The following is a 23,693-nucleotide window of genomic DNA, read 5'->3' on the forward strand; positions in this document are numbered from 1 at the left end:
GACAATGAAGCATGGAAAGTTCAAAAAATACGACATCAGCTGGATTTTTACTCACCCCACCATCAAAGGGCCTGACGCGCGTGCCTGCTCTGACAGCAGCCTCTCCAGCTCGGCGGATCCACCTGCTGCACCGGCGCACCGTCGTGTAAGGCCAGATGCGCCCTCAGCAGCCCCGTTTCGCGCTGTAACCTGACCAGATCAGGCGTGCATCTGGAGACACCCGGAAATGCCGCGCAGCTTTTCGATGACCATACCCTTCGCCGACAACCGCAACGACCTGCTTGTGTGACACTTACGGATCAGGTCTACCCGTCTGCACTCCCATCTTTGCCTCAAACGCAGGGCATCATTTCACGATCATTCCGTGTCTCGTGGATCGGATTAAGCACGGCATTTTCCTAGGCTCCAGACGCATTGATTTTCAAAGCCAGAAGATGACGGTTGTGGCGAGGACGACGGCGGCCAGAAAGGTCGTGACGCTCCTGTCGTATCGGGTCGCGACGCGGCGCCAGTCTCTCAGAGGGCCGAACATGATCTTGAACATTGCTCGGCAATGTATTGAACAGCAATGTCACCAGAGTTGCGGTTTCGGCGTTTGAAACGGCACTTTTCGTAGTGAACGGTTTTGCCTCGGGACTTAGGGCCGAGATTACTGGAGCGTATCCCTTGTCTTTTCACGCATCCCGGGCCCAATCGCATCATAACCCCGGACAGCGATCAGGCATTCGGCGTCGGCCAAACTGCCAATCAGGGCCGCACCACCGGTGCAGTCGCTCACCTGGCCAGCCGTCATGAAAAACAGCAAAGGCTGGCCTTTCGCGTCCTTGACGGCATTCAGCTTGGTGTTCAATCCGCCCTTGGGACGCCCGATCAAACGCCCGCATCCCTTCTTTTGCCCGCGGGCTGGAAACCACGCGATGCGCTTTCAGATAGGTCGCGTCAATCATGACTGCCACCTGCTCAGCGTCCTCGGCGGCCAGACCCACGATGATCCAGTCGCAGCCCCCGTTATCGCTCCTAGCGCTGACAACGGTTGCAAATGGCTTTGGCCCGGCCGCTGACTTCACTTGGCCGGGCCTTGGGCTTCAGGGCACCGCACCCCTAACCCATTGCGGTTGATGAAGATATCCCACTCAAAACACGCGCATCATCGACGCCAGCCATATTGTGCGACTTCGGCAATCAGGGTTTCAGTCGCGCTCGGGAAATCAATGCATCCTGAACCTAGGAACCCGAAAGATCGGATTGAATTCCCCCAAATATTTCGCGGGCAAATGCCGCTTCACTTTTTGCCGTAACATTTAGCGTACCACGACGTTGCGTCGTGATGAACGCCTGTGTTTTGTCCGGAGCCACGCTGGTAAATGTCAGCTTCCCAACTTCACCCCAGCTAAACGCGCTCACGGGTTTCGAAAAAATGATTACGGCTTCATTTTGAGCAACAGTTGATTTTGTAATATTCAATCCTTGCTTTTCGAGAACGGTTTCCGCCGAGGAAACCACTTTTGAAATTGGGGCATCAAAGACCTGGCTCACCCCGGCCTGTGACCCGCTTTTTTCGACAGTTTCAGAGGTCGCGCATGCTGTCAGAAAAGCGAATGCCATCAAAGTGAGAATTGGTTTGAAAAAAGAGCTTTGCGCTTTGGCGTGTGTGGTCATGTTTGATCCCTTAAGTTGATACTACCCAGGCAACTTGGTGCTGGGTGAAGCTGGCGGATTTCGCAATTGTTTTCAACCACAACGGTTGTGATGTTTGCAGAGGCTACGTTCATGACGTAGCGGCAAGATCCTTTGCCAGGCTTCCTGGCGATTTTGACCCGTCTTGAGTGCTCAAGACACAGCTGCGAAGCCGCCTTTATCTGGGATATCGTGTTCTGCGCACGCGGTTTGGGGGCGCGATCCTTTCGATTGACGTCTCGCTCCCTGCAATGCGGCGTTTGAGACGGTTCAGGAACCTGCACCACGGGACCGGCCCCGTGAATGTCCGCACGTTCGATCAGATCACGCAATCGTTCAAAATCGCTCCGATTGGCCCATGAATTCGTAGATTTTTGGATGGTTGATACAGCTCGGATGCACGGATGCGCAAACCGCCACCCACAAAGGAACTCAACTCAACAGACGCGAAACCCCCTGCTCTGACAACAGCTTCACCAGCTCGGCCCTATCCACCTGCTGCACCGGCGCGCCGTCACGAATCGCCAGGTGCGCCGCTGTTCCGGTGGCTTGTCCCATCGCCATGCATTGCGGCATCCCCCGGACCGAGGCAAAGGCCACCAGGTCAGCCGACAGGATGCGGCCGGCGAACATCAGGTTCGCAACCGCTTTCGGCAACAGCGACCGGAACGGGATGGTGTAATAGCCGCCGCGCTCGACCATGGCGTCATGGGTCATCTGGTCCGAGGTCCGCATCACGTCGTCGATCGGGTTGTCACAGGCGACGATCCCGTCTGCAAACTTGGTGCCCGCCGCCAGATCGGCGCCGGTGACCTTGTACATCCCTTCCAGCTTGCGGGTCTCGCGCACGCCCACGGTGGGGCCCAGTTGCGACATATGCGCGGCCTCGAACCCGGGCACATCCGCGCGCAGGAACTGCGCCAGTTGCAGGCAGCGCCGCCGCCCCTCTTGCGTGGCACGGGTGACATCGGCGGGGTCGGTGCCATCCACCCCGCGAATGGCGACCGAGTTGCAAAAGACCGTGCCAGGGTGAAACCCCTTCATCAGGTAGAGCTGTGCCAGATGCGGATGCAGCCGCCCCTCGGCGATCCCCTTGGCGGCGTAGCGGCGGAAATAGGGATCGTTCTCGGCAAACACCCGGTCCCAGTCCGCGCCCTCCATGAAAAAGGACAGGGTCACCGCCATCATGTTGCCCTGCCCGTCGCCAAGCGTGAAGGGCACCCCCGCCTTGGCCGAGATGTCGCCATCGCCGGAACAGTCGATCACGATCTTGGCCGCGATCCGCTGGGGGCAGCGCCGGTCGAAGAATTCGACGGCGGCGATGCGGTTGCCCTCCATCACCGGCGCAAAAGCCACCGCGCCCAGAAACACCCGCACGCCCGCCTCTTCCAGCATCTCGAACATCATCGTGGTGGCGGCGTCGTGGTCGTATTGAATCTCCGGGCCGAAATTCTCCAGCGTGCAGGGGCGTTTCTCGGCCATCGGCGGGTCCATCCCCATCAGCCGGTCGGTCAGCTCCTGCATCAGCCCGCCGATGCTTTCATCCTGCGGATAGGCCGCGCCCCAGGGCATGCCGGGGCAAAAGGCCATGACGCCGCCCACCTTGGTCCCCGCTTCCAAGAGCACCACATCGAGCCCCAGACGCCCCGCCGCCACTGCCGCGCCAAAGCCCGCGGTGCCGCCGCCGATCACCAGAACATCCGCCGTCAGATCGCCCATTGCCGTCTCTCCCTGCCGTCACCGCTCATATCGGCGGCCTGAACAGGCCCCGTCAATCCCGCGCGCGACAAGGTCAAAGCCCTGATCGGTGGCGGTGATAGACCTCGATCATCCAGCCCAGCATCAGCGCGTTCAGCAGATGCCACAGGAAATGGGTTCCAATCGGCCAACTGTTGCACAGCGGGCTGTCCAGCGCCCGGAAGGTGATCGAGACGATGAGGATCCCCGCGCCCAGCGCCAGACCGCGGGCCAGCGCGGGGGCCCTGCGGTTCAACAGCGCGGCATAGATCAGGATCAACAGCGGGATCGGCGCATAGGCCGCCGAACCGCCAAGCTCCGGTACCAGCCCGAACAGCGGCACCGTCGCCGCCGCATAGGGAAAGAACCCGCCTGTCAGCAATAGCGCCGGCAGCGGGCGCAGCCGCCATCCTGCCCGGTTGATCGCGTGGATATAGATCAGAACAAAAGCCGCGATGGGCAGTACGTCGGCGATCGCCGCCCATACCTGCGCATGGGTGTGAAACAGGAAACTGCCCAGACCGATCAGCGCCAGCACGGCGATCAACGCTGTCTCGGTCCTGTCCCGCAGCCCCCGGGTGCGCCGCCACATCACCGCGGCAGCCAGCACAAAGGCAAGGTTGGTCACCGCATTGACCGGCTCGGCCCAGTATCCCGGCCCCAGCCGTTCGCAATAGCCGTCGATTTCGCGCAACCAATCCATGGATTTTCATCTAGCGAGTGCTAGGGTGAAACCAAGACATATCAGGGAGAATGATAGATGAAGATCATCTGGCTGGGACATGGCAGTTTCCGGATCGAAAGCGGCGAGGCGGTGCTGCTGGTCGATCCCTGGCTCAATGGCAACCCGACCCTGCCCGAGGATCAGCACGACGCCGCCGTCATCGGCGCCACCCATATCCTGCTGACCCATACCCATTTCGACCATGTGGTCGATGTGCTGCCGCTGGCGCGCCTGCTCAAAGTGCCGGTGGTGGGCCAATACGACCTGATGGGCTATTGGAGCGAGGCCGAAGAGATCGAGACCGTGGGGTTCAACAAGGGCGGCACGGTGACCCTGAACGGGGTGCGGGTATCGATGGTGCCGGCCTCGCACAGCTCCACCTTCACCACGCCGGACGGGCTTCGCAGCGGTGGCTCTGAAGTGGGTTACATGATCGCAGCCGAGGGGCATGTGGTCTATCTGTCGGGCGATACCGGCATCATGGCCGACATGGACTGGATGGGGGATTACTATAAGCCCGATATCGGCATCCTCAGCGCCGGGGGCCATTTCACCATGGACATGCAGGGCGCGGCCTATGCCGCAAAACGCTATTTCAACTTCAAGACGGTGATCCCCTGCCATTACCGCAGCTTCCCGATCCTGGAGCAATCGGCCCAGGCCCTGATCGACGGGTTGCCCGGCGTCGAGGTGATCGAGCCGCAGGTGATGCAGGCGATCGAGGTCTGACATCTTGGCCGCCCCGCCCGTCATATCCAGGACGGTGCCCCTGTGCGAAGGGCCGCGATGGGTCTTTGACCAAGGGGGCGGCTCAAAGCGATGGGCGAGACTTGGATGAGCGCTGTCACGCCCTCTCCCGAGTTGCTGGCCTTTGCCCGGCGCTGGATCGACGCGATCCCCAACAGGCGGCCAAACGACCTGCGCAACATGATGACCGAAAAGGAACACCTGCTTTTCGTCGGAACCGGAGAGGACGAGATATGGGCCGGCTCTTCGGTACGCGAGGGGATCGGAGATTTCTTCGGGGAGATTCCCGAGTTCCTCAGACATGAAGAGGTCTTCGCCGAGGCTTACGAGCACAACGGAACCGGCTGGGCGTGCCTGTGCCACGAAATAGTTTTCGCGCGACAGCCCGACCGGGTGTTCCAGGTCCGCTCGACCCTGATCTTCACGCTCGAGGACGGCGCGTGGAAGATCGTGCATCGCCATGGGTCGGTCCCGATCCCGAACATGGATTTCACCGGTGCCGCACAGACAGCCATCGCCGATCTGGTCGCCGCCGCAAAACAGGGGTTCTCGCTGGATCAGCGCGAGGGCTTTGCCTCGGTCATGTTCACCGACATCGTCAATTCCTCGCGCCTCGCCTCGGCCATGGGCGACCGGCTGTGGTCCTCCGAGGTGGCCCGCCATTTCAACAGCTTGCGCGAGATCATCGAGGCGCGGGGCGGACAATTCGTCAAATCGCTGGGCGACGGCACCATGTCGAGCTTCCCGTCACCAGAGCAGGGGTTGCGCGCGGCGCAGGCCATTTTGCGCGCGACCGAGGCCTCGGACGGCCCCGCCATCGCGCTGCGGATCGGCATTCATACCGGCGAGGTGATCCAGACCCGCGAGGATTTCTTTGGCACCGTGGTCAACAAGGCCGCCCGCATCGCCGCCGTCGCGGCACCGGGCGAGATCGTGATTTCGGGCGATACCCGCGACCTGGCCGGTGCGGTGGAGGGCCTGATCATTCACCCGCCAGCAGACATATCGCTCAAGGGCTTCGACGGCCTGCACCGGGTCCATCGGCTGGAGTGGAAGGCATGATCCAGCGCTCGCCCGAGATCGAGGCCATCGTGCGCCGCTGGACCACGCTGATCCGCAGTCACAAGGTGGCCGATCTGCCGCATTACCTGTCGCAATCCGATGCGCTGGTCTATATCGGCACCGCCGATGGCGAGCTTTGGCGCGGGCAACTGGTGCGCGATGGCATCGCCGATCACCTGGCCGAGGTCCCCGACTTCATCGAGGAAGACATAGAGATCGAAGCCTACGAGCATGGCGAAACCGGCTGGGCCACCTATCAGAGCCACTACACCTTTCCCGGCACCGGCAGCCAGGGCACCCACCGGGTGACCTTTGTGTTCGTGCTGGAACGCGGCAGCTGGAAGATGGTGCAGCACCATATCTCGCAGGCCGACTCGAACCGCGACAAGTTGGGGATCGAGCACACCGCCTTTCAACGCCTGATCGCGGCGGCCGAGGCCGGTTCGCACAGCTTCGCCACCGGCGGGCTCGCCACCATCATGTTCACCGATATCGTCGACAGTTCCGCCCAGGCCGCAGCCATGGGCGATACCGACTGGGTGCGCCTGCTCGATGCCCATTTCCGCCGCATCGAAACCATCGTCACCGATCACGGCGGCACACTGGTCAAATCGCTGGGCGACGGCACCATGTCTTCGTTCCAGTCCGCCACCGGCGCCCTGCGGGCGGCCCGGGCGATCAGGGCGGCAACCGGATCACCCGACGCCGCCCTTGCCCTGCGCATCGGCTTGCATACCGGAGAAGTGGTGGAGAACCGCGGTGATTTCTTCGGCACCGTGGTCAACAAGGCCGCCCGCATCGCCGCCGCTGCCGGTCCCGGCGAGATCCTGATTTCAGAGGCCCTGCATCTGATTGCCGGCGGCGCCCCGGGCGACGCTCTCGCAGAGCCTGTTTCGCTTTTCCTCAAAGGGTTCGAGGGCGAGCATGCGGTCTTTCGCCTGGCGGTCGACGAATAAGCGCGCCTTTGCCCAACCCGGAAACACCCGGCCATCCGACGCCACCCGCCTGATGATCGAGTCGGCAACACCGACAGGGTCGGAACCGCCAGCCCCTGCTCAGTGACAGGCGGGCACCTCGGCACAGGCCGAGGCCCGGAACCGCGCCATCAGGGCGGCGGTTTCCTCGGTTTCACCCCCCTGCGCATCTTCAGAGCAGAGATAGGTCCGGTGTGGTTCGAAAAGCGCCAGAAAGGACGTTTCCCAGCCTTCGCTGACACTCAACATCTGTTCGGCGGAATAGAGCAGATGGTCGACAAAGGCGGCGTAGGCACCGCCCCGGTTCGAGTGGAGCAACGCGCACTCATCTGCCGGCGCCGCAAATTCGGGCAGCGTTGCGGCCAGCGCCAGATGGGCACGGAACGCCTCGCGCGCGGATTGCTGGCGTTGCAGGCGGTCGGCCTCGTCCAGCTGGATCTTGATCCCGATCAGCGCCGCCAGCGCCAGCGCGGCGGTGGCCATGGCCGCCAGTGCCTCGATCGAGGCCGCGTGTCGCGAAAGCCAGCTCATGTGGCGGGCATCTGCTGGGTGGCGCAATGGATGCCGCCGCCCATCTCGCCCAGCGGATCGACGTTCAGCGTGACGATCTCGCGCCCCGGATAGTGCCGCGCCAGCGCCCGGGCGGCGATGCGGTCGGTCTCGGCATCGCCGAACTGGGCCGCGATCACCGCGCCATTGCAGACATAGTAATTGGCATAAGAGGCCACGAAATCCACGCTCTTGACCCGCCGCCGGTGGGGTTCGGGAATGACCTCGACCATCAGGCCCGCCGCCACCAGCGCGTCATGGGTATCCAGCGCCGCCAGATGGAACGGGTCGTCCATGTCGGGATCGTCGGGCAGGTTTATCAGCACCCGCCCCGGCCCGGTGAACCGGGCCAGGCTGTCGATATGGTAATCGGTGATATCCTCGCCCCAGACGCCCGGCGACCAGATCATCCGCTGCGCCCCATAGGCGCGCAAAAGCCGCGCTTCGATCTCGGCCCGCGACAGGCCGGGATTGCGGTTGTCGTTCACCCACGAGCTTTCATGCGCCATCAGAAGACCATGGCCGTCCTGCTCGACCCCGCCCGCCTCGCCACGCAACCCGGCAGGCAGCAGTGGCAGGCCCAGGCGTTGCGCCACCTGCTCGGCAACACGCGCGTCACGGCGGTGCACCTGCTTGCGGCCCCAGCCGTTGAACTGGATATGGCTGACTGCCAGCCCACCCCGCCCGTCCCGTGCAAACAGCGGCCCGGCATCGCGGCACCACAGGTCCTCGGTCGGGATGTCCCACAGCGTGACCTTGTCCGACAGTTTCCTGCGCGCGCGCGCGTGATCCTCGGCAGCGGCCAGCAGCGTGACAGGCTCGAACTCGGCAATTGCATTGGCGATATCGGCGATGGTCTGCTGCGCCATGTCCAGAAAGACCGGATCGGGATGCACCCGTCGGTTGACCGGCCATTGCATGAAGGTGCGGTCATGACGCGCCTCTTCCGGTGGAACATGAAAACCGGCTTCACCGGCACTTGCCTGTCCTGCCATCCCCATCAGCCCAAACGCGCCCCCTGCCCGCAGGATATCTCTTCTTTGCATGGCCTTGCCTCTGACAACTTCCACCACCTGAGTAGCGTTGCTTTCCGGCAAACCCCAAGCAAAACTTTCCCGGCAAGGGTTGGCTATCCCTCATCCCGTGGCGCGCGCGGGCAATCCGTTCGCCATCCGAATTCGCCCTGAAAGCTCGGACAACCGGTCCTGCAGGTCAAGGATATCGAGCTTGGCTGCGCCTTCGCAAACCAGCCGCGCGGCGCCGACCTTGTTGGCGGCCTGATGAACCTCGCCGTCCCTGCGAAGGAAGTAAAAGGCGTGGTCAAAAGCGCCACCCTCGGCGGGACGGTCATAGATCCGGGGGTGCAGGGTTTTCAATGCCGCCTGCAAAGCCGCGTGATCGACATAATTCTCGATCTCGCGCCCCCTGGTGACCCAGACCATGCCCCAGTCGTCGGTCAACTCCCGCTTGATCCGCTCGGGCGTCCCTTTCAGTCGCGCCCGAGGCCCGGCCCGGTCGCTGTCCATCACGATGGCCATGTTGCGGTTCATCCGGCGCAGGTCAATCAGGTCCTGTATCCCGTCCTCCTCCGCTCCCGCCGCCAGATGCGACACCAGCCCGCCGCCATAGAACAGGATCGAATAATGGATCCCCTCGCGCAGGTCCGGGTCCACCGCCGCGATCCAGTGGTTGAGGTAGATGCGGTCCGAGGGCCCCTCGACCCAGATCACCATATTGGCCTGCAACAGGTCCGAGGCATGCAGGCCCAGATCGTCGAGCAGCCGCCACTTGTCCTGCCGCACCAGCGCCGGGCGCACAAGCGTCTGCTGCCCGTCATTTTCCACATGAAAGATCGCGGCACCGGGCGTGTCGATAAAGGCCCCCGAATGAGTGGCGATGAAATACTGGTTGTCGGTATGGTCGCGCAGATATTCCACCAGCTTGCGCTGCAACAATGGATGCAGGTGAATCTCCGGCTCTTCCATGCAGATGATCTGGTCCTGGTGGATGGTACAGAACGAAGCGATCAGAACCACCTCGTGAATGCCGGTGCCCAGACTGTCGAGCGGCAGGACCTTGCCATCCATCTCGACCAGAACCTGCGACTGGTCATGCGGGATTCGAATGCGCGCACCCGGTTTGCCGGTCGCCTCTTGCAGAAAGGCGTTGATCTGTTCGAACAGGTCCCGCTTTTCATCCTCGTTGAACCCAGGCTCCTGAAGGCGGGCCAGTTCGAAGATCAGCCCGTCGCCGCGCCCGTTGAAAGCTTCGTCAGCCCGGCCGATACCGCGCTTTGCCTCGATCTTCTGCGTAGTGGGGAAAGAGAGAACTGAACATCTGTTGAGTATGTCCAGACTCTGCGGAATCCAATGGTTTATTAGGCCTCCACCAGAGGAGCTTTGAACACTTCGCCACAAAGCGTTCCATTCTCTATCCGGAAAAAGCTTGGACAAGGCTTCAATGTCGGGCTGCGGATGGTACTCTCTGTCTCCTATTTGAGGACCAGAACGAAACCAAACGCACTCGCCGACAGACAGCTCGTCAAATATCGCGGAGACTTTTCCCTTAAATTCATGCACATGCATCTGCGCCTGCGGAAACCTCTCCCAGACCGCCTCCAGAAACCGCTCTTTCGGCACACCCACCGCCGCGACGAACTCGCCCTCTTCGCCCGATCCGCGATGTACCTCGGGTGAGTTCGGCTCCAGCCGCTGCGACTTGCCCTCGCAGAACGGCAGGCGGTCGTGGATGAAGTTCAGCACGATGGACTTGCCCGCGTTGTTGGCGCCGACAAAGAAGTTGATCGCGGAAAACGGGCCGATGCTCTGCAACTCTGCGCCGATGCCGCGATAGAAGCGGATTGCCACCGCATCCAGAAACACCTGTACCACTATCACCCCCTGCCCTACCCGGGCCGGCAGTGAACCCGATAAACCGCAGGTTGAAAAGAGGGCAAGGCCTCAGACTCCGGGTTTGGGCGGCGCCTTGGGCGTGAACTCGCAACGGTTGGGCTTGATGTCGATCAGCGGCGTGCCGTCCAGGCAATCGAGGCCGCGCACCACCAGCGTGGTGCCCTCCACCCGCTCCAGCCGCACCCGCGACAGGCCGATCGGATTGGGCCGCTGCGGCGAGCGCAGGGCGAAAGTGCCAAAGAGCTTGCCGTCGCTCTTGGGGTTCTGGATGACCAGATCGCGCCGCCCTTTGTCGAGCCAATAGAGCACGTCGAGCCAGGTATAGTCCGCCACTCCGTGCAGTGCGGACGCCCAGCGCGCATCCAGCTCGATCCGGCATTTCGGCCCGTCCTCGCGCCCCTGCCGGGGGCAGTCCTTGCGGTCGCTCCAGGGGGTGCGGATACGGCCGATGAAGTAGACGCCCGCGTCGGTGCCGTCGGGCAGGTCCACCACCTCTTCGCCCTCGCGAAACCTGAATTCCATCTCAGCTCTCTCCCCCGTTGCGATTGCCTGTGTCCCGCCGTTCCGCAAAAAACCCGCGCAGCAGCTCCGCCGCCGCCTCGCCGCCGATACCGTCATAGACCTCGGGCGCGTGATGGGCCTGCGGGTGTGAAAACACCCGCGCCCCATGCGCCACCCCGCCCGACTTCGGATCCGCCGCGCCGTAATAGACCCGCCGGATGCGCGCCGCAGCCAGTGCCGCCGCGCACATGGCGCAGGGTTCCAGCGTCACATAGAGGTCATGCCCCACCAGCCGCTCGGACCCGGCGGCTGCACAGGCCGCGCGCAGGGCCACGATCTCGGCATGCGCGGTGGGGTCGCAGGTCTCGCGCGTGCGGTTGCCGGCGGCGGCCACCACGCGCCCGTCGGGCGCCACGATCACCGCGCCCACCGGCACCTCGCCGCGCGCGCCCGCCGCGCGCGCCTCTGCCAGCGCCTGATCCATGTGCGATCTGAAAACCATGCCCGACCCTGCCCCGATCATCCATCTTCCGCAAGCGCGGCAAATGGTCTATTGCGCGGGGATGAGCAACACCCCTCCCCCCGGCGAGCGCATCGCCAAGATCCTGTCGCGTGCGGGCGTCGCCTCGCGCCGCGAGGCCGAACGTATGATCGAGGCCGGCCGCGTCGCGGTCAACGGCAAGGTGATCGACAGCCCAGCGCTGAACGTGACCGAGCGCGACCGCGTGACGGTCGACGGCGCGCCATTGGCCGATGCCGAACCGGCGCGGCTGTGGCTGTATCACAAGCCCAGCGGCCTGGTGACCACGGCGCGTGACGAAAAGGGACGCAAGACCATTTTCGACGACCTTCCCGAGGACATGCCAAGGGTGATGAGCGTGGGCCGCCTCGACCTCAACTCCGAGGGGCTCTTGCTGCTGACCAATGACGGCGCCGTCAAGCGGCAGCTGGAACTGCCCTCGACCGGCTGGCTGCGCCGGTATCGGGTGCGGATCAAGGGCACGCCCAAGGACGAGGATTTTGCACCGCTGCGCCAGGGTCTGGTGATCGAGGGCGAACGGTTCCAGCCGATGATCGTCTCGATCGACCGCCAGCAGGGCGCCAATGCCTGGCTGACGGTCGGCCTGCGCGAGGGCAAGAACCGCGAAATCCGCCGCGCCATCGAGGATATCGGTTTCATCGTGAACCGGCTGATCCGGATCTCATACGGTCCGTTCCAGCTGGGCACGCTTGCGCCCGGCAAGGTCGAGGAAGTGCGCCGCCGGGTGCTGCGAGACCAGTTGGGACTGGATGGCGAGGATCAACCCACCGACGAACGCCCCGCCCGCCCCGAGCGCAAGCGCAAACCCGGCGCGTCTGCGCCAGCGACTCCGCGCGGCGGTACAACGGCAAAGGCGCGGCCCGGCGGAGCCGCTGCGGGCCGCAGCGACGCAGCCAGCAAGCCGCGCAGCGGTGCCCCCGCCAAGTCCCGCTCAGGCGACCCTGCCAAGCAGCGCTCCGGCGCCCCGCCCAGGACCCGCTCGGGTGACCCCGTGAAAGCCCGTACCGACGGGCCGGCACGCGCACGCGCCGACGGACCGGGCAAACCGCGCGGCAGCGGCCCGCGCGCGGGCGGGCCTGCAAAGCCGGGCACGGGCCGGCGCAATGCGGCTCCGGGCGAGCGGCCTGCCGCAAAACCGGGCGACAAACCGTCCCGGCGCCCGGGTGGCGGCAAACCGCGTTCCTGAGCCGCAGACGGCAACCTTCCCCCTAGCAAGCCCGCGCCGCATCGCCTAGATTCGCCGCAACCGCAACTCAGAGGGGAAGGCAATGTCACAGACCGGTGTCCAGAAACTGGCCTTTGCCGCGCTTCTCGTGCTGCTCTTCGGCGTGAGCACCGGCTGGCTGGGAGGGCTCTGACCCGATGGCGCGGCGTTATGGCGGCAAATTCAGCCCCGAGACAGAACAGCAGAGCGAACCAGCCCCGCGCGGCCAGTTCGACGGCGCCCGCGTCGATCCGGCAGGCGCCCGGGCCAATGCGATGTTCGTGCCCGCGATCCCGCTGGTCTTTACCTCGCTGAACGATGGCGCCATCGGGCTGGTGCTGGGGCTAGGCGCCGCCGGTCTATGGACCGGCGCGGCGCTTCTGCTGCGCGAGGGGCTGAGGGCCGAGGCCGCCTATCACGCGCGTCGGGTCGCCCGCCGCCCGGCGATCCCGCGCAAGCTGTTCGCCACCGCGCTGACCGGGCTGGGCACCGCGCTAGCAGTCTACAAATCCGGGATGATGGCGGGCGATGCCTCGATCCTGGCCGGTATCCTTTTCGGCATCGCGGCCTCGGCGCTGCATCTTCTGGCCTTTGGGGCCGATCCGATGCGCGACAAGGGGATGGAGGGGGTCGATACCTTTCAACAGGACCGGGTCGCCCGCGCCGTGGGCGAGGCCGAGAACATGCTGGGTGAGATGTCCGACGCGATCCGCCGCGCGGGCGACCGCCAGCTCGACGCCCGGGTCGAACGGTTCCAGACCACCGCGCGCGAACTGTTTCGCACGGTCGAAGAGGATCCGCGCGATCTGACCGGCGCCCGCAAATACCTCACCGTCTACCTGCGCGGTGCCCGCGATGCGACGGTGAAATTCGCCGATATCCATGCCCGCACCCGCGACGGTGGTGCGCGGGCCGATTACCTGGCCCTGCTCGACGATCTGGAGCAGAACTTTGCCGCCCGCACCCGCAAGATGCTGCTGGATGACCGCAGCGATCTGACCGTTGAAATCGACGTGCTGCGCGACCGCTTGCAGCGCGAAGGCGTCCGGCTCGACTGACCGGCCCAACCCGAAAGGAACCCCCATGTCCGACAGCATTCAGAAAAAAGCGGCCGAGGCGGTCGGCCTGGTCGAGGAAGTGACCGCCGTCATCCTGCCCGAACCGCGCGCCGAAGTTGTGCCGCTGGCCGAGGCCGACGCGCCGGCCAGCGCCGAGATCCGCCGCCGCATGGGCGAGATCGACATGGGCGACACCAACTCGATCGTCCGCTTCGGCTCGGGCGCGCAGGCCGAGTTGCAGGAAATCAGCCAGGCCATGCTGGCCGATGTCCGCAACAAGGATGTCGGCCCCGCAGGCGACAGCCTGCGCAACATCGTCACCACCATCCGCGGCTTTTCCGTCAGCGAGCTGGACGTGCGCCGCGAACGCAGCTGGTGGGAACGGCTGCTGGGTCGCGCCGCGCCGTTTGCCAAGTTCACCGCTCGCTTCGAGCAGGTGCAGGGCCAGATTGACAAGATCACCGACACCCTGCTGGGCCACGAGCACACGCTGCTCAAGGACATCAAATCGCTTGACCTGCTCTATGAAAAGACGTTGCGGTTCTACGACGAGCTGGCGCTTTATATCGCGGCGGGCGAAGAGAAGCTGACCGAGCTGGACAGTCAGGACATCCCGGCGCTGGCCGCCGCCGTCGATGCCGCACCCGAGGGCGAACAGGTGATCAAGGCTCAGGAGCTGCGCGACCTGCGCGCCGCCCGCGACGATCTGGAACGCCGGGTGCATGACCTGAAACTGACCCGCCAGGTGACCATGCAGTCTCTGCCCTCGATCCGGCTGGTACAGGAAAACGACAAGTCGCTGGTGACCAAGATCAACTCGACCCTGGTCAACACCGTGCCGCTCTGGGAAACCCAGCTGGCGCAGGCGGTCACCATCCAGCGCAGCGCCGAGGCCGCCGCCGCCGTGCGCGACGCCAACGACCTGACCAACGAGTTGCTGACCTCGAACGCCGCCAACCTGCGCGAGAGCAACAAGCTGATCCGCCAAGAGATGGAGCGCGGCGTGTTCGACATCGAGGCGGTGAAAAAGGCCAATGCCGACCTGATCGGCACCATCCAGGAAAGCCTGCAGATCGCCGACGAGGGCAAGGCCAAACGCGCCGCCGCCGAAGAAGAGCTCAAGAAGATGGAGGCCGAGTTGCGCGACACGCTGGCCGCCGCCCGCGCCCGCGCCGATGGCATCGGTTACAATGCCGGCACCGCGGTTCCGGGCTGATCGGGTGAGGACAGGCCGACGCATAGCCACAGCCTGCGCCGCCGCATTTGCGGCGCTTGCGCTGCTGGCGGGCTGTGACATGCCGCCCAAAAGCTCGCCGGTGCCACCGTCGCGCCCGGCGGGCCTGGCCCCAGCGGGCGATCAGGTCACGCCGCGCTCTGCCGCCAGCGCCGATCTGGCCCGCTATTATGCGGCGGTACAGAACGATCTGCTGACCCGTGGCCTGCTGCGCACCGACGGGGGAGGCCCCGACACGCCCTATGATGCCGAGGATCTGGAACGCAACTTCATCAATATCGCCTTCTATAACGAATACGACAGCGGCGCCGGTCTGCCCACGGGTGGGCGCTCGCAGGGATTTCTCAGCCGCTGGCCCGGCTCGGTGCGGGTCGGGGTGGAATTCGGCCCCTCGGTGCCGCTGGAACAGCGCGCCAAGGACAAGGGCGCGGTCGAGAATTACGCCGACCGTCTGGGCCGGCTCACCGGTCACCAGATCTCGGCAGTCTCTCGGGGCGCCAATTTCCATGTCTTCGTGGCCGGGTTGGATGACGGCCCCTTTGTGCAGGAACGTCTGCGGCGGCTGGTGCCCGGTATCCGCGCCGAACAGCTTGACCTGTTCGTCAACCTGCCGCGCGACATCTACTGTTTCGTCTTTGCCGCCGCCGATCCCGACCGGCCCTATGGCTATATGCGGGCGGTGGCGCTGATCCGGGCCGAACATCCCGACCTCGTCCGGCTCAGCTGCGTACACGAGGAGATGGCTCAGGGGCTGGGGCTGGCCAATGACAGCCCCGCCGCGCGGCCCTCGATCTTCAACGACGATGACGAATTCGCCCTGCTGACCGATCAGGACGAGAAACTGCTGTCCATGCTCTATGACCCGCGCCTGACGCCGGGCACGAGCGCCGAAGAGGCCCGCCCGGTGATCCGCATCATCGCGCGGGAGAAACTGGGGCTGTCGCTCTGATCCCCGCCTGAGAGAGGACCAAAAGACATGGGTATTTTCGATTTCCTGTCCGGCCAATTCATCGACGTCATCCACTGGACCGACGACACCCGCGACACGATGGTCTGGCGGTTCGAGCGCGAGGGCCACGAGATCAAGTACGGCGCCAAGCTGACCGTGCGCGAGGGGCAATCGGCGGTCTTTGTGCACGAGGGACAGCTGGCGGATGTGTTCACGCCCGGTCTCTACATGCTTGAAACCAACAACATGCCGATCCTGACCACGCTGAACCACTGGGACCACGGTTTCAGATCGCCGTTCAAATCCGAGATCTATTTCGTCAACACAACCCGGTTCAACAACCTCAAATGGGGCACCAAGAACCCGATCATGCTGCGCGACCCGGAATTCGGACCGACCCGCATCCGCGCCTTTGGCACCTATTCGGTGCGGGTGACCGATCCGGCGCGGTTCCTGTCCGAGATCGTTGGCACCGATGGCGAATTCACCATGGACGAGATCAGCTTTCAGATCCGCAACATCATCGTACAGGAGTTCTCCCGCGTGATCGCGGCTTCGGGCATTCCGGTGTTGGACATGGCCGCCAATACCGCCGATCTGGGCAAGCTGATCGCGGCGCAGGTGGCTCTGCCGCTGACCGAATACGGGCTTGAGATGCCCGAGTTCTACATCGAGAACATCAGCCTGCCGCCCGCGGTCGAGGCGGCGCTGGACAAACGCACCTCGATGGGGCTGGCGGGCGATCTGGGCAAGTTCACCCAGTATTCCGCGGCCGAGGCGATGACAGCCGCCGCCACCAACCCCGCCGGGGGTGGCATGGCCGCCGGTCTGGGCGCCGGGATGGGCATGGCGATGGCGCAGCAGATGGCCCAACCCGGCCCCTGGGGCGCGGCTCCGGCGTCGCGGCATGCGGCGCCGCCGCCTCCGCCGGTGGAACATGTCTGGCATGTGGCGGTGGACGGGCAGACCTCGGGTCCGTTCTCCAAGGCCAAGATGGGACGAATGGCCGCCGAGGGCGAGATCACCCGTGACACCTATGTCTGGACCCCCGGCCAGGACGGCTGGAAACGGGCCGAGGATGTGCGTGAGCTGGCGCAGCTCTTCACCATTCTGCCGCCGCCCCCGCCGCCACCCGGCGCCTGAGGCGACGGAATGCGCGAGCCGGGCCGTTTCATCCTGGCATGACCTGTCCGAGGAGCCACTGAAATGCCCGCCCGCCCTGCCTATTCCCGTCTCCAGATCGCGCTACACTGGCTGGTCGCGATCCTGATCGCCGCCGCCTGGCTTACGCACGAGGGGATGGGCCGTGCGCTTGAGACCCGGATCGAGACAGGCGCCTCGGGGTTCGAGGGCAATACGCCGCATGTCTGGCTGGGGATCGCGGTCTTTGTCGCGGTGTTGATCCGCATCGTGGTGCGCCGCGTTCAGGGCGCCCCGGGCCCGCTGCCCGGCGCCACCCCATTGATGGAGAAGGCTGCGACCTGGGGGCATCGCCTGCTCTATCTGCTGATGGTACTGACCCCTGCGCTGGGCGCATTGGCCTGGAACGCCCATTCCGAGGCGGTGGGCGAACTGCACGAGACAGTGGGAAGCGCGCTCATGCTGGTGGCGCTGGGCCACGCGCTGGTTGCGCTCTGGCATCAATATGTCAAAAAGGATGGCAGTTTGACCCGGATCACCCGACCGCAAGGCTAAGGCATGACCGATCTCCCCCCGCCCCCGCCCGGCGCCGCCCCGGCACCGGTGCAGGAGCACCGCTTTCCCTGCGCCCAATGCGGCGCCGATTATCGGTTCAACCCGGGCGCAGGCACGCTGGTCTGCGACCATTGCGGCCATACCGAACCCATGCGCGCCGATCCGTGGACGGGCGCCAGCCTGCGCGAGCTGGATTTCGAGGCCGCAATGGCCCAGGATCTGCCCGAGGCCGAGATCGAGGAAACCCGGGTCCTGTCCTGCCCCAACTGCGCGGCGCAGGTGGAGTTCGACCCCGACACCCATGCCGCCGAATGCCCGTTCTGCGCCACACCGGTGGTGACCGATACCGGCATCCACCGCCACATCAAGCCGCGCGGTGTTCTGCCCTTTGCGCTGGATGAACGCAGCGCCCACAAGGCGATGACCGACTGGCTGGGGCGGCTCTGGTTCGCGCCTAACGGATTGAAGGACTACGCCCGCAAGGGGCGCCGGATGCAGGGCATCTATGTGCCCTACTGGACCTTCGACGCCGACACCAAATCCAGCTACCGGGGAGAGCGCGGCACCATCTATTACGAAACCCGCACCGTGGTGCGCGACGGCAAGACCGTGACCGAACAGGTACCCAAGATCCGCTGGAGCCCGAAATCGGGCCGGGTGGCGCGGTTCTTCGACGACGTTCTGGTGCTGGCCTCACGGTCGCTGCCGAAATCCCATACCGATGCGCTGGAGCCCTGGGACCTGGCCGCGCTCGAACCCTACCGGCCCGAGTATCTGGCGGGTTTCCGCGCCGAGGGCTATACCGTCGAACTGGCCGAGGCGCATGGCGAGGCGCGCGCGCATATGGCCCGCGTCATCGAGCGCGACGTGCGTTTCGACATCGGTGGCGACCAACAGCGCATCCATGCCATCGACACCAAGGTGTCGGACGTGACCTTCAAGCATATCCTGCTGCCCGTGTGGCTCGCCGCGTACAAATACCGCGGCACCACCTACCGGTTCGTGGTCAATGGCCGCACCGGTCGGGTGCAGGGCGAACGCCCCTGGTCGGCGATCAAGATCACCATCGCGGTGGTCCTCGGCCTCCTGATCGCAGCAGGCGTGGGTTACGTCATGGCGCTCAACCAGTAACGCCCTCATTCCAATGCGCCCATGTCGCCACAGGCGGCAGAAGATTTTTCGTCGAAAAATCTTCGCCACCGCAATGACCGGCCCACGCGCGTCGCGCGGGCCGGGCAAACAGGGTCAACCGCGCGAGATCGCGATTTTCTGCGCCACGGCCGAGGCCTCCTTGGCCCGTTTGGGCACGCGGACATGCAGAACCCCGTCCTTCATCTTTGCCTCGGCCTTGCCAGCCTCGGCATCGTCGGGCAGCCGGAACGAGCGACGGAAAGCGCCGTATTGACGTTCCGAGAAATACCAGGTGTCGCCTTTCTTTCTCTCATGGGTGCGCTTCTCGCCCCGGATGGTCACAACACCGTTTTCCACCGACAACTCGATATCCTCCTCGGACACGCCCGGCAGTTCCATGGCGATGTCATAGGCATCCTCATTGCCCGAGGCCTCGGTCGCGGGGCTCAGCCAGTCCGCCAGCCGCGCGCCGAAATTGCGAAACGGATCGTAGAGCGAGGGCCAGAGGCCCGCGTGATCGGATTTTTCAACCATTCTCAGTCCTCCTTTGATGGTTTGAGCCGATTCTGACACAGCCGCCGTCGCGCCTCCTTGATCCGGCGCAAATCGCCCGCCGATCGGCTTGCGTCCGCCGATCCGCCCGGCCATTGTGCCGGCAAGAGGAGACCTGCCCCATGAGCCTGAACCAGCTGGAGGCGCTGCTTGGCGCACGCCATTCCTGCCGCGCCTTTCGCCCAGACCCGGTCCCGCGCGCCGATATCGAACGGATCATTGCCGCCGCCTGCCGAGTGCCAAGCTGGTGCAACGCCCAGCCCTGGCAGGTAACCCTCACCAGTGGAGCCGAAACAGACGCCTTTCGCACGGCGCTGATGGCCGAGGCCATGACCGGCAAACCCGGACCCGACCTTGCCTTTCCCACCGGCTATTCCGGCGTCTATCAAGAGCGCCGCCGGACATGTGGCTGGGCGCTTTACGAGGCGGTGGGCGTCGAAAAAGGCGACCGCGCCGGATCGGCGGCACAGATGATGAAGAACTTCTCGCTGTTTGATGCGCCCCATTGCGCCATCATTTCCAGCCCCGCCGAATTGGGCGGCTATGGCGCCATGGATTGCGGCGGCTTTGTCGCGGCCTTTACCCTTGCCGCCCAGGCGTTGGGGGTGGCGACCATCCCGCAGGCCGCCGTTGCCTCGTATGCGCCGTTCCTGCACCGCTATTTCGATATCCCCAAAGACCGGCTGATCCTCTGCGCCATCTCCTTTGGCTATGCCGATACCGACCATCCAGCCAACGGCTTTCGCACCGAACGCGCCGCGCTCGACGATATCGTCGACTGGCGCGGCTGAGGGGGGTCTGATGCGCGCCCTGATCCAGAGAGTGTCCCATGCCTCGGTCACCGTCGATGGTGTGGTGGTGGGGCAGACCGGCCCCGGCCTGCTGGTGCTGGTCTGCGCCATGGCGGGTGATGGCGAGGCGCAGGCCGACCAGTTGGCCGCCAAGATCGCCAGGCTTCGTATCTTCAAGGACGAGGCGGGCAAGATGAACCGCTCGGTCCTCGATATCGGCGGCGCGGCGCTGGTGGTCAGCCAGTTCACCCTGGCCGCCGATACCCGCAGCGGCAACAGGCCCGGATTTTCCAGCGCTGCGCCCCCTGCCGAGGGCGAGCGGATCTATGAGTATTTCGCCGCGCAGCTGGCCGCACAGGGGGTGCCGGTCGAAACTGGCCGGTTCGGCGCCGACATGAAGGTCGAACTGCTGAATGACGGGCCTGTCACCATCTGGATGGACATATGACAACGGCGCATGACCAGGCATTGGCGATCTGGCAGGCCGGGGTCGATGCGGTTGGCGGCCATGCCGCCACCGGCGCCGCGCTGGGTAACCTGCCCCGCCCCGATCGCATCCTTGCGGTGGGCAAGGCCGCCGCCAGCATGGCGCGCGCGGCGCTTGACCACTTCGGGCCGCTGCCCTGTCTGGTGGTCACCAAGGATGGCCATGGCGCCGAACTGCCTGCCTCGGTCCAGCTGATCGAGGCCGCGCATCCTGTGCCCGACGCCCGCAGCCTTGTCGGTGGCCGCGCCCTGCGGCAGGCGGTCGAGGCGATGCCCGAGGGCAGTCACCTGCTGTTGCTGGTTTCGGGCGGCGCCTCCTCGCTGGCCGAGGATCTGGTCACGGGCAAGACACTCGACGATCTGGCCGCGCTCAACCGGGCGATGCTGGCCGAGGGGCTGGACATCACCGCAATGAACGCCCGCCGTCGGCAGATCTCTCGGATCAAGGGCGGCGGCTTGCTGGCCGGTTTCAAGGGCGCGCGGGCTGATGTGCTGGCGATCTCGGATGTGCCGGGCGACGACCTGATGGTGATCGGCTCGGGGATTGGGGCGCTGCCCGCCGCCCCAGCATTTGCTGCCAGCGCGTGCATCATTGCCTCGAACTCGGTGGCGCGGGCGGCGGCCTGTGACCATGCGCGGGCGCTGGAGCTGCCTGTTCTGGGCAACGAGGAAGCGCTGCATGACGATCTGGCGGCGCTGGCGCCGCGGATCGGCGCGCGGCTGCGCGCGATGCCGCAGGGCGTGCTGGTGCTGGGCGGAGAGCCGACCGTGATCCTGCCGCCGAACCCTGGCCGGGGCGGCCGCAATCAGGCGCTGGCGCTGGCGCTGGCCCGTGAAATCGCAGGCGACCCGGGGTTGGTGGTGGTGGTCGGTGGCACCGATGGCACCGACGGCCCCACCGATGCGGCGGGCGCCATCGTCTCCGGCCGGACCTGGGGCGAAGGCGCCGCGCAGGCGCTGGCCGCCGCCGATAGCGGCAGCTGGCTGGAACGGGCCGGGGCGCTGCTGGTGACCGGCCCCACAGGGACCAATGTTATGGACCTGCTGGTCGCGCTTCGCACCTGAAAGGTCGCAAATCAACCTTACCCCCGGGCGACCGCCTGAGAGAGTTGCGCATGACGCAAAAGAACACCCTGCGCGAGATCGAAGAGCTGGAGGATTTGGGCATCACCCTGTCCGACGGCACCCGGCTGTCGGCCCGGGTCTGGCGCCCGCTCGACGCCGGTACCGATCCGGTACCCGCGATCCTGGAATACCTGCCCTATCGCAAGCGCGACGGCACCTGCGCGCGCGACGCGCTGAGCCACCCCTGGATGGCCAAGCGCGGCTATGCCTGCATCCGCGTCGACATTCGCGGCAATGGCGACAGCCAGGGGCTGATGGAGGACGAGTACACCCAGCAGGAACTGGATGACGCGGTCGAGGTGATCCACTGGCTGGCCGCGCAACCCTGGTGCAGCGGTACGATCGGCATGATGGGGATCAGCTGGGGCGGGTTCAACTCGCTCCAGGTGGCGGCGATGCAGCCCGAGCCGCTCAAGTCGATCATCACGCTGTGTTCCACCGTCGACCGCTATGCGGACGATATCCATTTCAAGGGCGGATGCCTCCTGAACGAAAACCTGGGCTGGGGGGCCACCATGTGGTGTTTCTCGTCCCGCGCGCCCGACCCGGCACTGGTGGGCGATGCCTGGCGCGAGATGTGGCTGGAGCGTCTGCGCGCCCAGCCCTTCCTGCCCGAGACCTGGCTACAGCACCAGACCCGCGATGCCTTTTGGCAGCATGGCTCGATCTGCGAGGATTTCAGCGCCGTCAAAACACCAACGCTGGCGATCAGCGGTTGGGGCGACAGCTATATGAACACGGTGCCGCATCTGGTCGAAAACCTCGACACGGTGGTCAAGGGCATCAACGGGCCGTGGATTCACAAGTACCCGCATTTCGCCATTCCCGGACCTCGCATCGGGTTCCTGCAAGAGGCGCTGCGCTGGTGGGATCGCTGGCTGAAAGGGGTCGAGAACGGGGCCGAGGACGACCCCGATTATCGCGCCTATCTGATGGACGGGATCGCGCCTGAAACCAAGAGCCTGTTCCGTCCCGGCCGCTGGGTCGCCGAGGCCGAGGGCGCCACCGCTCATCTGCCGGTGACCACGCTGTCACTGTCGGATGCCGGGTTGGGCAGTGATGGTCCGCTCAGCGCCCGGGTCTGCTCGCCGCTGCATGTGGGTATGGATTGCGGCGAATACGGGTCGTTCTGGGCCGGACCGGAACTGCCCGGTGATCAGCGGCTGGACGATGCGCTGTCGGTCTGTTTCGACAGCGCCCCCCTGCCCCAGCGGACGGATATCGTCGGCGCGCCCCGCCTCCGGCTGCGGTTGCGCGCGGACAAGCCGCAGGCGCAGATCGCGGTACGGCTGAACCATGTGCTGCCCGACGGCACCTCGGCCAGGATCACCTGGGGGGTGCTGAACCTGTCCCATCGCGACAGCCATGCGACGCCCGAGGCGCTGGAGCCCGGGCGCCTCTACGATATCGCGCTGGATCTCGACCATATCGCCTATCGCGTGCCTGCCGGGCATCGCCTGCGGGTGGCGATCTCCAGCTCTTACTGGCCGATGATCTGGCCCGCGCCCGAACGTGCCACGCTCACGCTCGACAGCGGCGCGCTCGATCTGCCGCTGCGCCCTTCGGGCGAGGCGGACGAATGGGTCTTTCCACCCGAGGATGCCGATCCGCCCTGGCAGATCCGCACCCTGCGCGAAGGCACCAACACCCGCCGGACCGAGATCGACAAGGCCACCGGGCATGTGCGGCTGATCATCGTCGATGATGCCGGACTGGTCGAGGACATGGCACATGGCGCCCGCTCGGGCACCATCGCGCGCGAGGAATGGGTGATTCACCCCGATGATCCGACTTCGGCCCGTGGCAGTTGCCACTGGACCGCAGAAACCGGACGCGGCGATCTTTCTTTGCGCACCGAAACCCGATGCGAAATGTGGTCGGACGCAGAGCATTTCCACCTCAAAGCCGCGATTGAGGCTTATGAAAACGACACAAAAATATACGAAAACGTCAAGACCAGCCGAATCCGGCGCAACATGCTCTGATCGCAGGAGAGATCGCCGCCAGACATTCCCGCTTGCCCGAAGGGGCGAAATACGCAAAC

General features: G+C 65.0%; 23 protein-coding genes and 1 pseudogene. 14 read left to right on the plus strand and 10 right to left on the minus strand.

Annotated elements, in window-relative coordinates:
• Window positions 1–421 precede the first annotated feature (421 nt).
• The 4 genes and pseudogenes from SPO_RS22600 to SPO_RS15080 form a co-directional block, all read right to left on the minus strand.
• Window positions 422–1,182: pseudogene (locus SPO_RS22600) on the minus strand (IS5/IS1182 family transposase).
• 42 nt (window positions 1,183–1,224) lie between these two features.
• The gene (locus SPO_RS22940; RefSeq protein WP_030003246.1) at window positions 1,225–1,659 is read right to left on the minus strand and encodes a hypothetical protein; all 435 of its coding nucleotides are present in this window, start codon (window positions 1,657–1,659) and stop codon (window positions 1,225–1,227) included.
• Between the two features lie 450 nt (window positions 1,660–2,109).
• Window positions 2,110–3,396, minus strand: a complete 1,287-nt coding sequence (locus SPO_RS15075) for an FAD-dependent oxidoreductase (protein WP_011048670.1) — start codon at window positions 3,394–3,396, stop codon at window positions 2,110–2,112.
• Between the two features lie 73 nt (window positions 3,397–3,469).
• Entirely contained in the window at window positions 3,470–4,117 is a 648-nt protein-coding gene (locus tag SPO_RS15080; RefSeq protein ID WP_011048671.1) for a ceramidase domain-containing protein, read from the minus strand.
• A gap of 57 nt (window positions 4,118–4,174) precedes the next feature.
• Here SPO_RS15080 and SPO_RS15085 point away from each other — a divergent pair, with 57 nt between their 5' ends.
• The 3 genes from SPO_RS15085 to SPO_RS22290 all read left to right on the plus strand — a co-directional run bounded on the left by SPO_RS15085 (window position 4,175) and on the right by SPO_RS22290 (window position 6,903).
• Complete coding sequence (locus tag SPO_RS15085; protein WP_011048672.1) at window positions 4,175–4,867, plus strand: metal-dependent hydrolase; 693 nt, start codon at window positions 4,175–4,177, stop codon at window positions 4,865–4,867.
• A 90-nt stretch (window positions 4,868–4,957) separates the two neighbouring features.
• Window positions 4,958–5,947: an adenylate/guanylate cyclase domain-containing protein gene (locus tag SPO_RS15090; protein ID WP_011048673.1), complete on the plus strand. Its 990-nt coding sequence runs from the start codon at window positions 4,958–4,960 to the stop codon at window positions 5,945–5,947.
• Window positions 5,944–6,903: a nuclear transport factor 2 family protein gene (locus SPO_RS22290; protein ID WP_011048674.1), complete on the plus strand. Its 960-nt coding sequence runs from the start codon at window positions 5,944–5,946 to the stop codon at window positions 6,901–6,903. Before SPO_RS15090 ends, SPO_RS22290 begins: the two co-directional genes overlap by 4 nt.
• Window positions 6,904–7,002: 99 nt before the next feature.
• Here SPO_RS22290 and SPO_RS15100 read toward each other — a convergent pair whose 3' ends face one another.
• The 5 genes from SPO_RS15100 to SPO_RS15120 form a co-directional block, all read right to left on the minus strand.
• The gene (locus SPO_RS15100) at window positions 7,003–7,452 is read right to left on the minus strand and encodes a hypothetical protein (RefSeq protein WP_011048675.1); all 450 of its coding nucleotides are present in this window, start codon (window positions 7,450–7,452) and stop codon (window positions 7,003–7,005) included.
• On the minus strand, window positions 7,449–8,516 hold the full coding sequence (locus SPO_RS15105; RefSeq protein WP_044028617.1) for an agmatine deiminase family protein: 1,068 nt from the start codon (window positions 8,514–8,516) through the stop codon (window positions 7,449–7,451). The genes SPO_RS15100 and SPO_RS15105 overlap by 4 nt, the downstream gene beginning before the upstream one ends.
• 90 nt (window positions 8,517–8,606) lie before the next feature.
• Window positions 8,607–10,361, minus strand: coding sequence for an AAA family ATPase (locus SPO_RS22295; RefSeq protein ID WP_051420391.1), 1,755 nt, complete (start codon window positions 10,359–10,361; stop codon window positions 8,607–8,609).
• Window positions 10,362–10,430: 69 nt separating this feature from the next.
• Window positions 10,431–10,904 (minus strand): tRNA (N6-threonylcarbamoyladenosine(37)-N6)-methyltransferase TrmO, encoded by a 474-nt coding sequence (gene tsaA, locus SPO_RS15115; RefSeq protein WP_011048678.1) that lies wholly within the window; start codon window positions 10,902–10,904, stop codon window positions 10,431–10,433.
• Between the two features lies 1 nt (window position 10,905).
• Window positions 10,906–11,385: a nucleoside deaminase gene (locus SPO_RS15120; RefSeq protein ID WP_011048679.1), complete on the minus strand. Its 480-nt coding sequence runs from the start codon at window positions 11,383–11,385 to the stop codon at window positions 10,906–10,908.
• Between the two features lie 61 nt (window positions 11,386–11,446).
• On the opposite strand from SPO_RS15120, the gene SPO_RS15125 reads away from it, so the two are divergent.
• From SPO_RS15125 to SPO_RS15155, 7 genes are all read left to right on the plus strand, one after another.
• Entirely contained in the window at window positions 11,447–12,610 is a 1,164-nt protein-coding gene (locus SPO_RS15125) for a pseudouridine synthase (RefSeq protein ID WP_011048680.1), read from the plus strand.
• Window positions 12,611–12,786: 176 nt separating this feature from the next.
• Window positions 12,787–13,686 (plus strand): 5-bromo-4-chloroindolyl phosphate hydrolysis family protein, encoded by a 900-nt coding sequence (locus SPO_RS15130; RefSeq protein ID WP_011048681.1) that lies wholly within the window; start codon window positions 12,787–12,789, stop codon window positions 13,684–13,686.
• Between the two features lie 25 nt (window positions 13,687–13,711).
• A complete protein-coding gene (locus SPO_RS15135; RefSeq protein ID WP_011048682.1) occupies window positions 13,712–14,902 on the plus strand; it encodes a toxic anion resistance protein in 1,191 nt (396 codons plus the stop codon).
• 4 nt (window positions 14,903–14,906) lie between these two features.
• On the plus strand, window positions 14,907–15,869 hold the full coding sequence (locus tag SPO_RS15140; protein ID WP_011048683.1) for a DUF2927 domain-containing protein: 963 nt from the start codon (window positions 14,907–14,909) through the stop codon (window positions 15,867–15,869).
• Window positions 15,870–15,896: 27 nt separating this feature from the next.
• Window positions 15,897–17,012, plus strand: coding sequence for an SPFH domain-containing protein (locus tag SPO_RS15145; protein WP_011048684.1), 1,116 nt, complete (start codon window positions 15,897–15,899; stop codon window positions 17,010–17,012).
• Window positions 17,013–17,075: 63 nt separating this feature from the next.
• The gene (locus tag SPO_RS15150; RefSeq protein WP_011048685.1) at window positions 17,076–17,564 is read left to right on the plus strand and encodes a cytochrome b; all 489 of its coding nucleotides are present in this window, start codon (window positions 17,076–17,078) and stop codon (window positions 17,562–17,564) included.
• Between the two features lie 3 nt (window positions 17,565–17,567).
• A complete protein-coding gene (locus tag SPO_RS15155) occupies window positions 17,568–18,695 on the plus strand; it encodes a TFIIB-type zinc finger domain-containing protein (RefSeq protein WP_011048686.1) in 1,128 nt (375 codons plus the stop codon).
• Between the two features lie 114 nt (window positions 18,696–18,809).
• On the opposite strand, the gene SPO_RS15160 is transcribed toward SPO_RS15155, so the two are convergent.
• On the minus strand, window positions 18,810–19,229 hold the full coding sequence (locus SPO_RS15160; protein ID WP_030003247.1) for an Hsp20/alpha crystallin family protein: 420 nt from the start codon (window positions 19,227–19,229) through the stop codon (window positions 18,810–18,812).
• A gap of 140 nt (window positions 19,230–19,369) precedes the next feature.
• On the opposite strand from SPO_RS15160, the gene SPO_RS15165 reads away from it, so the two are divergent.
• Genes SPO_RS15165 through SPO_RS15180 form a run of 4 tightly spaced genes read left to right on the plus strand, consistent with a single transcriptional unit; the run spans window position 19,370 to window position 23,634 of the window.
• Entirely contained in the window at window positions 19,370–20,038 is a 669-nt protein-coding gene (locus tag SPO_RS15165; protein ID WP_030003248.1) for a nitroreductase, read from the plus strand.
• 10 nt (window positions 20,039–20,048) lie between these two features.
• The gene (dtd, locus tag SPO_RS15170) at window positions 20,049–20,486 is read left to right on the plus strand and encodes a D-aminoacyl-tRNA deacylase (protein ID WP_011048688.1); all 438 of its coding nucleotides are present in this window, start codon (window positions 20,049–20,051) and stop codon (window positions 20,484–20,486) included.
• Entirely contained in the window at window positions 20,483–21,589 is a 1,107-nt protein-coding gene (locus SPO_RS15175; protein ID WP_011048689.1) for a DUF4147 domain-containing protein, read from the plus strand. Before dtd ends, SPO_RS15175 begins: the two co-directional genes overlap by 4 nt.
• A 50-nt stretch (window positions 21,590–21,639) precedes the next feature.
• On the plus strand, window positions 21,640–23,634 hold the full coding sequence (locus SPO_RS15180) for a CocE/NonD family hydrolase (RefSeq protein ID WP_044029326.1): 1,995 nt from the start codon (window positions 21,640–21,642) through the stop codon (window positions 23,632–23,634).
• Window positions 23,635–23,693: the final 59 nt, after the last annotated feature.

Source organism: Ruegeria pomeroyi DSS-3, from assembly GCF_000011965.2.
GTDB classification, from domain to species: domain Bacteria; phylum Pseudomonadota; class Alphaproteobacteria; order Rhodobacterales; family Rhodobacteraceae; genus Ruegeria_B; species Ruegeria_B pomeroyi.